Origin of the sequence: Paenibacillus mesophilus (assembly GCF_005938385.1) — a bacterium.
GTDB classification, from domain to species: Bacteria; Bacillota; Bacilli; order Paenibacillales; family NBRC-103111; genus Paenibacillus_AB; species Paenibacillus_AB mesophilus.
In genome coordinates this window covers 1-14,690 of sequence record NZ_VCRA01000034.1, presented here as the reverse complement: position 1 = coordinate 14,690, position 14,690 = coordinate 1, and the positions used below count along the sequence as shown (strand labels likewise).

The 14,690-nt window shown below is 47.4% G+C and carries 12 protein-coding genes and 1 pseudogene; 5 read left to right on the top strand and 8 right to left on the bottom strand.

What is annotated here, in order from left to right; all coding sequences use genetic code 11:
* Positions 1 to 58: 58 nt before the first annotated feature.
* The 5 genes from FE783_RS32435 to FE783_RS32415 form a co-directional block, all read right to left on the bottom strand.
* Positions 59 to 1,516: a heparinase II/III domain-containing protein gene (locus FE783_RS32435; RefSeq protein ID WP_158302165.1), complete on the bottom strand. Its 1,458-nt coding sequence runs from the start codon at positions 1,514 to 1,516 to the stop codon at positions 59 to 61.
* A gap of 455 nt (positions 1,517 to 1,971) precedes the next feature.
* Positions 1,972 to 2,844 (bottom strand): carbohydrate ABC transporter permease, encoded by an 873-nt coding sequence (locus tag FE783_RS32430; RefSeq protein WP_138883556.1) that lies wholly within the window; start codon positions 2,842 to 2,844, stop codon positions 1,972 to 1,974.
* Positions 2,845 to 2,854: 10 nt separating this feature from the next.
* A complete protein-coding gene (locus tag FE783_RS32425; protein ID WP_138883555.1) occupies positions 2,855 to 3,814 on the bottom strand; it encodes an ABC transporter permease in 960 nt (319 codons plus the stop codon).
* A gap of 94 nt (positions 3,815 to 3,908) precedes the next feature.
* Complete coding sequence (locus FE783_RS32420) at positions 3,909 to 5,549, bottom strand: DUF3502 domain-containing protein (RefSeq protein WP_138883554.1); 1,641 nt, start codon at positions 5,547 to 5,549, stop codon at positions 3,909 to 3,911.
* A gap of 191 nt (positions 5,550 to 5,740) precedes the next feature.
* Positions 5,741 to 7,921 carry a helix-turn-helix domain-containing protein gene (locus FE783_RS32415; protein WP_158302164.1) on the bottom strand — a complete coding sequence of 727 codons (2,181 nt, stop codon included), beginning with the start codon at positions 7,919 to 7,921 and terminating at the stop codon, positions 5,741 to 5,743.
* 529 nt (positions 7,922 to 8,450) lie between these two features.
* On the opposite strand from FE783_RS32415, the pseudogene FE783_RS39060 reads away from it, so the two are divergent.
* A pseudogene (locus FE783_RS39060) lies at positions 8,451 to 8,633 on the top strand (YiaA/YiaB family inner membrane protein); the annotation flags it as partial.
* Positions 8,634 to 8,690: 57 nt separating this feature from the next.
* A complete protein-coding gene (locus tag FE783_RS39055) occupies positions 8,691 to 8,927 on the top strand; it encodes a YiaA/YiaB family inner membrane protein (protein WP_420799790.1) in 237 nt (78 codons plus the stop codon).
* A 735-nt stretch (positions 8,928 to 9,662) separates the two neighbouring features.
* On the opposite strand, the gene FE783_RS32405 is transcribed toward FE783_RS39055, so the two are convergent.
* On the bottom strand, positions 9,663 to 10,613 hold the full coding sequence (locus tag FE783_RS32405) for a helix-turn-helix transcriptional regulator (protein WP_238403339.1): 951 nt from the start codon (positions 10,611 to 10,613) through the stop codon (positions 9,663 to 9,665).
* A 164-nt stretch (positions 10,614 to 10,777) separates the two neighbouring features.
* On the opposite strand from FE783_RS32405, the gene FE783_RS32400 reads away from it, so the two are divergent.
* Positions 10,778 to 11,257, top strand: coding sequence for a hypothetical protein (locus FE783_RS32400; protein WP_138883551.1), 480 nt, complete (start codon positions 10,778 to 10,780; stop codon positions 11,255 to 11,257).
* A gap of 117 nt (positions 11,258 to 11,374) precedes the next feature.
* A complete protein-coding gene (locus FE783_RS32395) occupies positions 11,375 to 11,851 on the top strand; it encodes a GyrI-like domain-containing protein (protein ID WP_138883550.1) in 477 nt (158 codons plus the stop codon).
* A 92-nt stretch (positions 11,852 to 11,943) separates the two neighbouring features.
* On the opposite strand, the gene FE783_RS32390 is transcribed toward FE783_RS32395, so the two are convergent.
* A complete protein-coding gene (locus FE783_RS32390) occupies positions 11,944 to 12,867 on the bottom strand; it encodes an aminoglycoside phosphotransferase family protein (protein WP_138883549.1) in 924 nt (307 codons plus the stop codon).
* A gap of 496 nt (positions 12,868 to 13,363) precedes the next feature.
* On the bottom strand, positions 13,364 to 13,672 hold the full coding sequence (locus tag FE783_RS32385; protein WP_158302163.1) for a VanZ family protein: 309 nt from the start codon (positions 13,670 to 13,672) through the stop codon (positions 13,364 to 13,366).
* A gap of 247 nt (positions 13,673 to 13,919) precedes the next feature.
* Here FE783_RS32385 and FE783_RS32380 point away from each other — a divergent pair, with 247 nt between their 5' ends.
* Complete coding sequence (locus FE783_RS32380) at positions 13,920 to 14,108, top strand: hypothetical protein (RefSeq protein ID WP_138883547.1); 189 nt, start codon at positions 13,920 to 13,922, stop codon at positions 14,106 to 14,108.
* Positions 14,109 to 14,690 lie beyond the last annotated feature (582 nt).

The window sequence follows — 14,690 nt, the reverse complement described above, 5'->3', positions numbered from 1 at the left end:
GATCGCTCCAACTGCATCCTCTTTCGAATCTGTCGATACCCCGCTGCCATCTCCTTAGTTAGGTCAATACAGGGCTTTGTTCAAATGCAAGCGTCCATTTTCCTTCAGATAACGGCCCTTTGGAGGACAAAGTGATTTTGTAGAGCGATTGTCCCCAGCTTTTCCGCAGTCTTGAATCGGTTATATCCACCTTCGCAAAAGTTGCCCCCAATATTTCTGACGGGTAGCTCATGCGGACATGCGTGCCGTCGCCGACCGGAAACAGGATAGCTCCACTTTCCGGAAATTCAGGCCGGCAAGGAGTCATGAGATTCATGACGATCGTGTCGGCAGCTTTAGTCAAGTCGAATTGGTCCGTAATTGTTATACTGGCTCCAGCATTACGGTTAAGAATAAATTCCCGATACCAATGGCGGATGCTTGCGGATTGGGGGTAAGTATCGGCTATGTTTAACGTCAGCTGCGTTGTACAGTCATCGGACCGGAATTGGACCTCTGTGGCTTTGAACCGGCTGCCGGCTTCCTGTCGGATGCCATCGATTTCCGGAAGGTGGTGTGTTCCCGAATGCATCGTCCATATGTCGTAGCGCTGCGGGCTGAAAGTTTTGGCCGTATACTGCTCGACTCCCACATCTACAAGCACCGGATGTCCGTTGGCATAAACCATGAAGTGCCCGACATCGTTGTGGTTGTGGCTTTCTCCGTTATGCCCTCCTTTAGCGGCAAGGAACAAACCTTGTTCGGACCCCTCCTGCACGCGGGCAGCCATAAATTCGGTTTGCGGTAGCCAAACTTCTTTGACCAAAGGCGGTGCTTGATGCTCGGCTCCTATGGTTGCCGCATTAAATATGGCTGACAACGTACGAAACATGGCGATCCATGAGCTAGAATCGGAAGGCCCCTTGTATGTGCCTGCTCCCATCGCGATCATCTTCGGGTCCCGGATTCGTTTACCGTATCGGTAGATCAGGTCGGAAGACGGAGTCAGCAGTGCGTCGCCATCGCCGAAATTCACAAAATAACTCCCGCCGATATGAGCCCGATAAATGTACCGACCAATCTCTCCGATAATCGGCTCCTCATACAGGGTGATCGCTCCGTCCGAAGCCAAAAACAGTAATTCGAGGCAGTCGAACAGCGAGCCGCCGGCTACATTCCAGTAGCTGGGGCCTTCATCGCAGCCTCCGTCTTCGTGATAAACGGACAGAAAGCGGTCCAAGCTTCGCATGGCTTTTCTTACGCCTTCGGTTCGTACGTCTACATCCTCTTCAAGAAGCAACAGAGCCGACAAACAATTCGAATTGCACCAAGGATTCCAATTATTTACGCGACTATCCGCAACGAGGCCCATCCACCGAAAATCGCTGCGGGACAAATACGGATCCAAAATACGCCGTTTGACTTCAAACCGGATACGCTTGCAAACCATCGGGCTGACGGCATCAATCCTTGTCTTCAGCAAATAGCAGGTCCAGGAGAGCAGTCCGGCCGTCTCGGCCGCGAATAAATCGATCACCGGATCGGTTACATCGGGCAGACTATCCCCGCGACTCTTCGAGGAAATATGCAAGTGGGCCGGGAAGACCCAACTCGATTCTTCGCATATGGCCCAGATTCCGTTAATAATGAGGTCGAGAAAGCGCCCTGAGTCTTGTATGCATTCCGCCAGGACAAGAGAAGCCAAGGCTCGTCTGCGTTCAAAATATATGTGCTCATAGCGGGACCGATTTCCGTTTGTAATGAAATCCATATAACGGACAGCCGGCAAGACCGGCCATTCAAAGCTGAGGTGTTTTTCGCCCTCTGCCAGCCAATAGGACTGCTCCCGCTCCGGAATGGAAACCCATTCCGAACGGTTTTCGATCTTGGGAAAAGGAGTGAATCGGCCTGATGGTATCAGTTTTCCCGAAAAGCTTGAAGCCGCAAAGCGTTCAACTAGCATTTCGCACCTCCAGATAGGGACATTTCCCCTTACTCTTTGATCGCTCCAACGACTGCGCCTTTTACGAAATATTTCTGCAGCAATGGATACGTACAAATAATCGGAATGATCGATACCATAATAATGGAGTACTTCAACTGTGTCGCAAACATATCGCGCGTCATGGCGTCTTCGAATTGTGCGTTCATATCCGGCGAATTTTGGATCAGAACCTTCATCAAATACACTTGTAATGGCTGAAGCTTGGCATCCGGCAAATAAATGAGAGCGGCGAAATAGCTATTCCAGAACCCGACTGCCGAATAGAGCGCGATGACGCTTATAATTGGCAGCGAAATCGGCAAGACCACGCGGTACAGAATACCAATGTCAGAGCAGCCATCGATCTTCGCCGCTTCTGTTAAGCCATCCGGAATCGAAGTCTGAAAGTAGACGCGAGTCATAATGGCAGTCCAAGCGCTCATAGCGGCCGGCAGAACAATCGCCCAACGAGTGTCATATAGCCCGAGCTTCTGAATAAGCAGGAAATCCGGTATCAGCCCCCCGCTGAAGAACATCGTCACCGCAAGCAGCACCATAAAGAATCCGCGGGCGAAAAAATCGCGGCGCGACAGCGGATATGCAAATGTAACGGTAACGAAAATGTTGATTACCGTACCGACCACCGTGTACCAAATCGTATTGTAATAGCCTCTCCATAAATTGGAATTCTCGAAGAGCAAGCCATAGCTTTCCAGAGAAAAGCCCCGCGGCCAGAGCCATACCCGCATGGCGATTACTTCCTCGGGCGCGCTTATCGACATGCTGAATACGTAAATAAACGGATAGATCGTGGTTAGCCCGATCACGAACAGGATGAAGGCAATAACGCCTTCGATGATACGGTCAGTTTTCGTTTTCATTGGCTGCTCCCTACCACAAAGACGTTTGATTGACTTTTTTGCTGATTGAATTGACGATAATGAGCAGCAGGAAATTGGCAATAGAATTGAACAAGCCCACCGCAGCCCCGAAGCTGTAATCCGCTCCCAGCAGTCCTCTTCGATACGCATAGGTAGAGATCACATCGGATGTTTCGTATATGGCCGGCGAATAGAGCAGGATGATTTTCTCCGCACCTACGCTAAGCAAGCTACCCATATTCAGAATGAGCAAGATGACGATTGTGGGCATAATGCCAGGCAACGTAATGTGCATCATCTGCTTCCAGCGCCCCGCCCCATCGATTTTGGCTGCATCGTACAGTTGCGGATCGATGGCGGATAACGCGGCCAAATATATAATCGAACTCCAGCCGAACCCCTGCCATATCCCCGAACCGATATAGATCGTTCGAAACCATGCAGGATCGGTCAACAGACTCGTCGGCTCCCCTGTGATCCATTTGAACAGCTGGCCGAACAAGCCATCGGTCGGCGACAGAAAATTGACGATCAGCCCCGCGATAATGACCGATGAGATGAAATGGGGAAAATAACTAACCGTTTGCACGGCCCGCTTAAAAAAACCGTTCCTGAGCTCGTTGAGCAGAAGCGCAAATATGACCGGGATCGGAAATCCCCAGATTAATGAATACAAACTGATCAGTACCGTATTGCGCAACAGCCGGAATGCATAAACCGATTGAAAAAACTCAGTGAACCAACGAAAACCAACCCATTCGCTTCCCCAAATGCCGAGTCCCGGCGAGAAATCTTTGAAGGCGATAATGACGCCGTACATGGGGATGTATTGGAAGATGATGAGATAAGCAGTCCCCGGCAGCAAGAGTAGCAGCAAGTACTTGCTCTTGATCACATTTTTGCGAAAATTCGTCCATTTGCTCGTACCCGCAGGCCGATGCAAGACGGCCGTACTGATCTCGTGTTTCATGGCGGCACTCCTTATATTTCGGGTCATCATCAGGCCGGATACAAGGTTAGATCTCGCACGCAACGTTGATCCGGCCCGAAAACGATTATTTCGTTTATTTGATGCTATTCCATCGGTCATATTGGGTTTGCTTGATCTTGACGACATCATCGATGCCCATCGATTTCAATGTTTGCACGAACTTGTCGAAGTTCGACAGCGGTTCTGCTCCGGTAATAAACTTGGCGACCATCTCTTGCCGATACGTGTTGATATCCGCCATCTTCTGGGAAAAAGCGGACGATTCTTCCGATGTGCTCATCGCATTCGGGAATGTCGGACGTAAATACGGCTTCATGTCTAGCAGTCTTTTTATCGATGCTTCCGGCATCAGTATTTTGCCTTGTTGATTAAGCGCGTCAGGCGGAACAATTTGCGGAAAACGGCCTGCGGCTCCATAGTTGGCCAGTACCGAGCCGGGGTTCGGATATTTCGGGTTATTCGTCACTTCCGCCGTATATTGGGGCTTTCCGTTCACCATCGTATAGGTGACCCCTTCGATACCGTAATTAAACAGGAGCTGACCGGGTTCGCTGGCGAACACATAATCGAGCCATTTGACCGCAAGCTCCGGATTTTTGGCGCTTTTGGAGACGGCATAGCGATTGCCGTCCGTAGCCGGATTCACCTCGTAAAACTTGTCTCCATGCGGGCCTTGAGGCGGAGCCGGAACAACCCATTGTGCATTCGGGAAGTTTTTCTGCATTTCCTTCGTATACTGGTCGAAACGCCCGGCCCAGATCGCATAGCCGCCGGTCAAATCCCCAACGACATAAGCCGTCACTTTATCCAGATGAGGGGTGAGCAAGCTTTGGTCGATCAGCTTTTCTTTCCACCACTTATTCATCTCGGTCAAGAAGTCTTTGGCTTTTGGATTGGTCCACGTGAACTCGACCTTGCCTTGTTTATCGACGGCAAACCAAGAACTCATGGGCGTCATGCCATAAGCTTGGGCGAACTTATCGAGTGCGCCGAGTCCGGAAGCGGCAAATGGAATTTCGTCAGCCTTGCCGTTGCCATTCGGATCGCCGTCGCGGAATGCGAGCAACATCTTATACCAGTCTTCAATCGTTTCAGGCGCTTTCAGATTCAGCTTCTCCGCCCAATCCAGTCGATAGCCGAGCCCATTCACATTGAAATCCTTCGCCGCTAGCGACACCACGCCGGGGAAGGCGTAGATCGAGCCGTCCGGAGCAGTCAATGTTTTCTTGACTTCCGGATTGGCGTCGAGGAATTTTTTGGTATTCGGCGCATACTTGTCGATAAGTTCATTTAACCGAATAATGACGCCGCCCTTGGCGATCTTGACCGGATCGTCTCCTTGCGGCAACTGCATAATATCTGTCAGGTTGGAAGCGGCTGCAATTCGTGTCCGCATGATCGTGCTGTAATCCGTATAAACGGCCTGAAATTTGATTTTTACGCCGGTCTGCTTTTCCAGTTCCTTAATAATGGGAATATTGTCGTCGTTGTAGCTGGGACCATCGGCGCCGATATCGATGACGGCGAATGATAGGGTTTCCCCGGTAGTGGAAAGCTTGGAACCGGATGATTTCCCATCAGATTCGCCCGATGCGGCAGTAGCCGGCGTACCACTGTTCTGCGTATTGCCCGCATTGTCGTTCGAGCACCCGTTAAGCACGACCGCGATCGTCAGTGAAAGCGGTAACAATAATGCGGCTGCTTTTTTTAACATAGATACGTTCCTCCCTTTTTGTCTTTTCGAAGTCCATTGTGAACGCTGCAGCAATTCAATTCCGAATTATGAAGCGACATGGGGAAAAGCACAACGATCAATATTTTTCGGTAGTTCGTCATTTCATATTTGGCGGTTGCTGCGCTCGTCCGGGGAGGGGAACGTTATTTCAACTGAGGAATCGTTTCTTCTTACTGCGGCTTCGTCTGCAGCTTCATGGTCCTGTATTCGCCCGGGGTAACGCCCGAATATTTCTTGAACGCCCTGCGAAATGTCAGCACGTTCGCATAGCCGATCTTCAAACCAATCTCTTCGACGGTAATCGCTGGAGTGGCCAGCAATTGCTTCGCCATCGCCACTCTTTTGCGAGCGACGTATTCGACGAAATTATAACCGGTCTGCTCCTTGATGAACTTGCTCATATAAGGTACGGACCAACCGAACCGATCGGCTACCGCTTCAAGGGAGATGTTGCCGTCGTAGCAATTATCGTCGATATAGCTCCAAATTTCGTTCTTGACTTTCGAACCGGCCGCTTCTCTTTTGCGTGCCATCTCCGCGCATACGCGCGCGAATACGTTATAAACGTATTCTTTTATGCTACTGATTGTATTTAACCGCATAAACTCACGCTCGTTGATCACATTGGAGATGCTGAGATCCGTTTCGGAAAGCGCTTTAAGTGCAGTGGACAGCAGATTATGAAAGAAACATTGCAACGTCATGAAATGATAATTGCCGTTGCCAACGTTTCTTTCGATCAGCTTGCTAAGCACCGTCTCCACCTGTTCGAACTCGCCTAGTCTCATCTTGCTGACAAGCTCTTCTTCTTTATCCGTCGGGAAGTAGTAGCGGAAGCTGGTGTCTGTCTCGATATCCGCAAAGAATACCATAACGTCCGAGGAGCTGTCCCGGACGAATGCATAGTTCAGCGCCATAACTGCTTCCTTGTGCGAGTTGCTGATTTCTCCCAGTTCCGTGCAAGGGCCGCCGACACCTACGTAACTATGATGATCGCCAAAAGCTTTCAGCAGCGATTGCTTCACTTGACCGATTGCTTCCTCCGCTTTGATCCGATCCCCGGTATTGAGGATGAGCGCCAACCGGTTGCCCTCAATTTCAACAAGATACAGCGGCCAATTTCCTTCCAAGGTCCATTTGGACACCTTCTGACCAATCGAGATACTTTCGTCGTTATTGCTTTCAAAGTATAGGAGGGCAACTCTCCAGGCATCGTTCGTTGTGCCAATGCCGACCATTTGCCGCGCATAGCTGATTTCAGCGTGAGCATGCAGGTTATACAGGAGCTTCAGGAAGAACGAGTGCATTGCCATGGGCAAATAAACCTGTACTTTCCGCTCCAACTCGTGGTTGCTGGAAATAATCGTGTCGAACGCCGATTCAAGATAATTGTATTCGTTGATGCCGCTGTACAGATTGTGCTTCGCAGCCATTCCGCTGCTCAGTTTGCTAAGCAGCTCTTTGAGCGGACGATAATTGCGCACGGCAAAGCCGTAGGAGGAAAGGATTCCGATCACGACCGAAACCGCAAGCAGGATGAACACAGCGTATTTGATTACTTGCACCTTGCTCAGAACCATACTTGTGGGGATTACTGCGATATACTTCCAGCCGTTTACTTCGGATTTGGTGAGGAAGGTAAAATATTTATCTCCATTGCTATTATTGACGACGCGCGTTGTACGCGCTCCCGTATCCGGTAAATCGTTCAGCATCGGTCGAATGTGCTCGTCAATGTTTACCCCTGTTACCAGATCATTGTTCGCATCGAGGATGTACAGCGAGTGGGTGCGGTCATATGCCCCCGTGTGCAGCAACTCCTGAATGGACTTTTCCTCAATCGACAGAAGGAGCGTAGCGGTAGGGGTTTGATCGATTAGAGGCAACGTCTTGACGTAGGTCATCGCACGTTTGTAGCTATTGTAGGTACGCACCTGCCCGGGGTTCAGCACACTGCCATGATTGAACGTATCGATATATGGGAGCCAGTCGTCCACTTCCATGTCTTCAAGCTTATAGTTTTTCTCGAAGAACCATGCATAATCGTCCAAACCATTATTGGTCAGCACCAATTGCTTCGTATTCAAGATGATCGCAATCCGGTCGATAAACCCGTTCAACGATTCATAATTACGGATTTCGTCCGCATATCCACCGATTTCCGAAGGCTCCAGCCTGTTCGATTGAATCGTGGGGCCGTACATATTTCCGATTTTTTGCACCCAACGGGTACTTACAAGCGTTTGCGCCAGCTGATCCATATCCAAAAACCGTTTGTCTACTATGCTCCGCGCCTGATCGAGCTTTTCGTGATACATCGTCTCGGTTTGTTCTTTTACAATCTTTACCATCCACCAATACCCTAACATACCAATACTAAGAAATGGAATGATGAGGACAATCATATACGATACAAACATTTTCCTCTTGATCGATTTCACTCGGAAAAGCGCCTTCATACTCATTCCCCCTAATCAGCAAAAACGGTTTCTAGGTCATTGTAATGGATTAGCGGCGCGGGAGTAAGCCCTTACTTTGTATGAATGGACGTTTTTTCATTCTTTAAATTAGCGGGAAGACATCGATCATTCAACCTTCTGTTCTTTAAGTGGACGTAATAAAATGAGGGGCGTATTCCGAATCGTCCAAGCACAACGCGGAATACCATCCGTATTTCATTAGTTTGTGCTGAGGACATCAAGCAGCAGATTCGGGGAGGTGTTGCAGGGGCCCCATTGCGCCGAAGCCGCGACGAATCGCCAGCGGCTCGTTGCCTGAAAGTTTTTCCCAAAAACCCTAATGTAGGGTAGCATTTTATTGATATTCCACTGTATAGTAGAGAAGAATATAGCGCCACTAAACTGGGAGAGGGAGCGTCAGATGAATCAGAGATATCGCAAACGGAACACGGCTGCTTTCACGGCCGCATCGTATTTTGCATTGGGTGCAGGACTCTTTCTGTTCTGTCTGGGAGTGTACAACGCCGATTGGGAATTGAACGTCAAAGGGTATTATCTGCTTTGCATGGTGTTAATAACGATTTCCTGTATCGTAGTACAGAAGGTCGTTCGCGACAATACGGAAGACAAAGAACTTCGCTTGGAAAACCCGAAACACCGAATGAGGAATACAGGAGCTTTCACAAGCATGGCATTAGCGGGTTTAATTATTGGGTATGTGATGTTTTTTATTGGCCTTTATAACGCTCCATTTGAATTAAATGTAAAGGGGTATTACATAGCTGTTATTCTGTTGATATCATATAGCGCCATTGGCGTTCAGAAAGTGACGAGGGATAATGCGGAAGACAACGAGATTCTTGCCGAGCAAGATGCCAGACGGGATATTCAGGGGTAAAAACGGACAGGACATATCCAAGATCATTGCTTTTCGTTAAATCAAAATGTGGTTATCCATGAACGGATAACCACTGGATCTTCAATACTTTTTTAAATGTGCGAAGTCCATCCTGTGAAGGCTGGACTTTTTTCAAATACCCGTGGGTGGAAACAAGTATTTTGCCCCCACTACGTAATAATGAGACTAAAAAAAACAAGCGAGAAACCGGCTCTACCACCCGATTGCCCGCTTGGTTTGCTGATAAGGACCGTTTCCATTCTCATCCTAAGCCAGCAGCGTAAGTACGTGCTCGGCAAAGATTCAAGGTGGATAACTAACCTCTTCCACTTTGAAACGTCTTTCGATTGGTTGGAGCAAACCGATTGGCAGTTCCCTCCTGTTTTGCTCATCAAACCTTCAGGTACGTCCTCCCAACGGTATATTTTTACCGGCTGGCCCTCTGGATCCACATCGAAAGTGCCTCCACTCCGACTTTCAGTCTAAAGTCAGCAAAGCATGAAAAGGCGTACTTGAATAAATCATCTTCAAGCAATAATTAGTTTAGAACGTAATATCGACTGGGCGAATGTAATAGCGATGATATTCTCCGGTTGTCCCACTCCATCCGAGAAGGGACGGTTTCTGCATTATCGAAAAAACGATCTTCATTCTGGATTACCTTTCAAGCGAAACACTTCGGGAGCACATCAATTTCTTGATATGAGCCGGTTATTGACATAGCGTATTTTTTCGTTAAAATGTTGGCGGTACCCCTAAACGCTCTTCCAAAATCACGCGCAGCTCAGCAGGAATCCGTTCAAACTCGACCCCTTTCCCCAAAAACAAAAGCCAATCCGCATAATACGCCAGAGCCTCAACATCGGTCACATCCAACTGAACATTGAAAACCCCGCTCGACTGAAACATCCCAGTGAAGGACAAAATAATCCCCGGCGGGTGCATACGCTTAAAGCGCTGAATCCCAGTCGTATCAAGCTTCACAACAAGATTGGACTCACGTGCACCAAGCCGTTTTTTGCTTAAAATCTCTTGCTCAGACCACTTCATCTCCTGTTCAGAAATTGCCGAATCCCGCAGCATCTCAACAGGCAAATAACGAAACTCATCCGTATCAAAATCATAAACCTCGACCAGCCACTGTGCGTTCGAGTTAAAAATATGCAGCAAAAAAACGTCCATCAACTGCGGCCAGCCCGGACTCAGCTCATAAGTCAAGCGCAAGTGCTTATCCCGCACAGCAAGCGAAATCAGCTGGTTCAGCCCCGCCGGCGCCGCGTCATCGAGCTCCAAAAGATTCGGATTGGCAGGATTTGTATTTTCAAAAAGCAAGATATTATTCAGCTCGATCAGCTCGTCTTGCTGGGTTTGCGACGCGATGCCGATGAGTTTTTCAGTGATTGATCGGCGATTTTGCAGATAAGGCAGCTGCGAATTTTTCGAGGCGATAAAGCTGATAAAAATCGCCTTCAGCTCTTCTGGCGTGAAGCGGACGGCGGGCAGATACTGGTTTTGCAGGACATAGTAGCCGCCACCGCGCCCAAGCTCGGTCGTCAGCGGAAATCCCATCGCCTGAATCTCGTTAATGTCGCGGATCGCCGTCGCGCGGGAAATCTTGAACTCCCGCTGAATCTCGGCAATCGTAAAATGCGCGCGGTTATTGATATAGCGCATGATCAGGTTCACTCGTTCTGTTTTCCTCATGTTTTTTATTGTATCAATAATGTAGCAAAAAGAAAATGTCAGAGAGCACGACCCGACCCACAAGGGCAATAAAGAGTATCATTTTTTGATACATTCGGCAAATAGAATCAATCTTGTAAAAAATAAATTCACGAGGAGAGAACAAAATGTCTAACTACTCAATCAAAACAATTTCAGAAAACTACAAAATGACTGCTTTCGGTGTTTTACTTGAAGACTACAACGACTGGGCAGGTAATGCGGCAAAAACTGCAGCGAAAAAAGCTGAAATCACTGAAAACGGCAAGCTTGCTGAACTTCTCGCGCTCGCTGACGGGCAAGAATATCAAATCAACTACGTCGTCAACGGCAAGGCTTGGCGCGGCTTCGGCGTAATGGGTGAGTTCGACGTGGAAGGCGCGGTCGTCCTCGATTTCCTCGCCGGCGACTACCTCGTCGTGCCTGGCACAGGCGCTGACAAAGACCGCCTTGCTGACGAAATCACAGGCAAAGTTTTCGGCGGCATGCTGCAAGAAATTACAGACTACAAATACGTTGGTCCCGGTAACTCAACATTCGTCAAAGCAGCAGAAAACGGTGAATTCTACGGCGAAATGTGGCTTCGTGTTAAAATTGTCGAAGGCTAATGCAAGCTTTTGGTAGCAAAGAAGGCTTCTTGTTTAATCGATTTGGGTATCATTGGAAATTAGGTAGCGGAGCCTGACCTCTCTGAAAGTTAAACCTGGATAAAAGGAGCACTCGCCATGGCAGATTACACAATTGAACACAAAAAATCATTCACATTGACCGCCTATGGTTTTTCAATTCATTCGAATTTCCAAGACATGCAAGCTTTGCAAAAGGAAAAAGCCGAATTTTGGGGCGGACTCAAGGCTGACGGGCGTTTTGATAAGCTCAAACACGCCGCAAAAGACGATCGCGAATGGTCAGTCAACGAGGTTTATCAAGGCAAACCGTGGAATTATTTCGCGGTAGAAGCTGGCAAATCAGTGTCTGACGCAACGCGCATCATCGAGTTTCCAGAGAGCGAGTACATCGTGGTCGCAGGATATGGCGACAAAGAAACATTGTTTGATCAGCTGACTTACCGTGCTTTTGGCGAAGTCTTGGCCAAAATCACTGACTATGCTTACATCGGCGGTCCAAATGCGACTTATCGCAAGGATAACGGCGACGGCACTTTCTACGGCGAATTTTGGGTGCCTGTGGTTAAAAAATAAAATAAAAAAATCCTGTGAAAACAGGATTTTTTTATTTTATCAAATGGTTGAAACCTTAGACCTCCATCCATTCGGTTATCGTTCCCTGTCCCTTAAGTCAGGTTCAAAAGAAATTGTCGCGTACCTTGATAGGCGTCTCTCCATCCCATTTTCGCGTAGAATCGAAGTCCATCGAGTCCCTTGAAATAATAGGCGCCGAGTAACCGCTCCTTGAAATTCGGAATCACTTTGCCGGCTTTCGCTAGATTGTCTTGATACTTCTGAATGACGCCGCTCCTCGGCATATGTCGATCGAGAATGACAAGGTCCACGAGGCAATCTCCGTACATGCAATTGCCGTCAATGATGCCGGTAATCCGCTTGCCGTCCGATAAAATATTCCACTGGTGAAAATCACCGTGGATAAAGCCTCTGTACGATTCGTTATACGGTACGTAGGACATCAACCGGTTATAGATTTCTTCGAATACGTCTCTCTCTAGGCAAGACGTGCGATAGAGGTCATGCCAGTTCTCCCAGAACGTCCCCGTCTGATCTTCCGAAATGAATGCAACGACAAAATCCTTCCAGGATTCGTAGGTTCCGTTACCGTCCGGCCTGATCCATCCGTACCCAAATGTTGATCTGACTTCCACATCAGCCAGACTCGTCAAGATGCCGATAAGCTCCGGCAATTGATGGATTTGTTCCTCTTCCGTGCAATCGCTTAGATTGCGCCCGGCCATCCGCTCCATGATCACGTAAGCCAATCGGCCGGTTTTCCTTAGCGCCAAACATTTCGGAAAAGGGATTCCTTGGCCCGCCAACAAGTCAGAGACATAGCGTTCCGTCTCGTATGCGCCGGCTAGATCGCTGAATTTCACACAATAACCTTTACCTTCGTGGACGAAGGAAAACACGCTACTCAAGTTGCCACCAGCCAGCGGATTAATTTCAGCCACACCGGGTCCAAAATGATCCCGCAACACTTCCTCAATTTCGCGAATCGCCAAGCTCGGTTTCTCATAGGCAGTCATTGTTCCATCCCCCGTTCATTAAGTTATTCTCGGTCCAGTAGTTCCTAAATCTTGCTTCGAGTAGTACCTTACTTAATACATTTTTTGATCAAATAAAATAGGTAGTGGACATAGAAAAGCCGCGGATGAACATTGTTCACCCACGGCATTTTGAACGTAGGAATGCTGAAACAAAATATACAACTTTGTTTCGCACATTCTTTACGAAGCAGTGATGATAATGGTGTTCAAGTGAGGTATGCACAAACGTCTACAAAGCAAATCAATCCCTACTAGTAATAGTAGAGTGCTTTAATCACGCTCGTACGTTTTTAGTTAAGTGAATTAACCTTTTACCTCTGTCAAGAACACAGTCATCATCATCATCACTGCATGTATACCACCATTCACTATTTGTTATCATGATAATATGTTTAAGGAAAGTAGTCAATGTAGGTATCGCAACAAAGCTTGCTAATATTCGTCTGTAGAGCTTAATTACTACAATAAGTTCCTCTCATCGATGATCAAATCTAAAAGCCCAATAAATCCATCTGTCATAATGTTTGGCACCAAAGATTCGGAGTAGAGCAAAGATCAGAAAACCTACCAAAATTCCCGTCATATTGGTCATCACATCCACAACATCCGTGATACCTAGACGAAAAACATATTGACTAAGCTCAATCAGCAGGACTAAAGCCAATCCCGCAAACATTGTCCACCATAAACTTCGCAACTGTAGATAAAACATCCAACCAATAGGAATAAAAATCAGAATATTGGCCAAAGTTTCTACATTATTATTCCTGAAGACCGCACCCAACTGCAGAAAAACCCCAGTAATGCCATCACCGTAAGTCTTGAAAAGAATAAAAATCATGCTACTTAGAAATTACACGATGCCTTCCAGCCAAACAAACCATTTGTAAAACGCCCACGGCAAAGCTGGTAAATGTTAGCCACAAAAAGCCTTTGGATAGGATTTACTTCCCTTGGAATACTATCGTTTGTATCCCTCCATTTTCTGCTGATGTTTCGAAAAATTGTCCTATAAAGAAAGGAGGATTCTTATGGCCGAAAAAGATAACCGTACAGCAACTAACGAAAATGCTGAAGCCGATTTCACTGCTGATTATCAAAATGGGTTCTATGAAAATGCTGAAACAGAAAGTGCCGAAGCTATGAATTTGTCTGGGATTGATTATATCTGGGGTAGTGATCAAGACGATTTGATAAAGGATCAGGAAAAAGGTGTATAGATGAGCGTAGGACAAAAAAACACAAGAACATATGTCCATCCCTGAAAAGCATGCTCCCATTAATGCAACGAGGCTGCCGGCGCAGCCTCGTAGTTGGTTCATATTGCAATCCCTTTGATGTTTGTTACATTGGTTAGGCTTCAACTAATTCCGGTCGCTTTATCTGGAGTGGCGGAGGTATGATCATAGTATCGAAGCCAGCCAAACCTCGCCTTCATGCACACGGACAAGGCGATAACATCCGCCAAGTGGGTAGCACCATCCTTCCGGTATATATATCATAAATGTGAAGGGTACTGTCCCTCTTATCATGTCCGATCAAATACACTGATCCGTTCTCATAAAAGTAATCGTTCAAATCGCGTTAAATATGCCTGCCATTTGACCTATAGTTAGCACTTAACCCTCCCCTTCCCTATTTATATTAATGGATTGCCCCAAGGGCAAAGTCAACATTGATTCGAACTATCCTCCCTCTATGAATAAATGCATATCTCCAATTTCCTCTTGTTTTCTTACGATTTCGTTGAGGGGGAGTTTTAATAGACACAGCCTCACAGGAACAAAATTGTACAGAAGGGG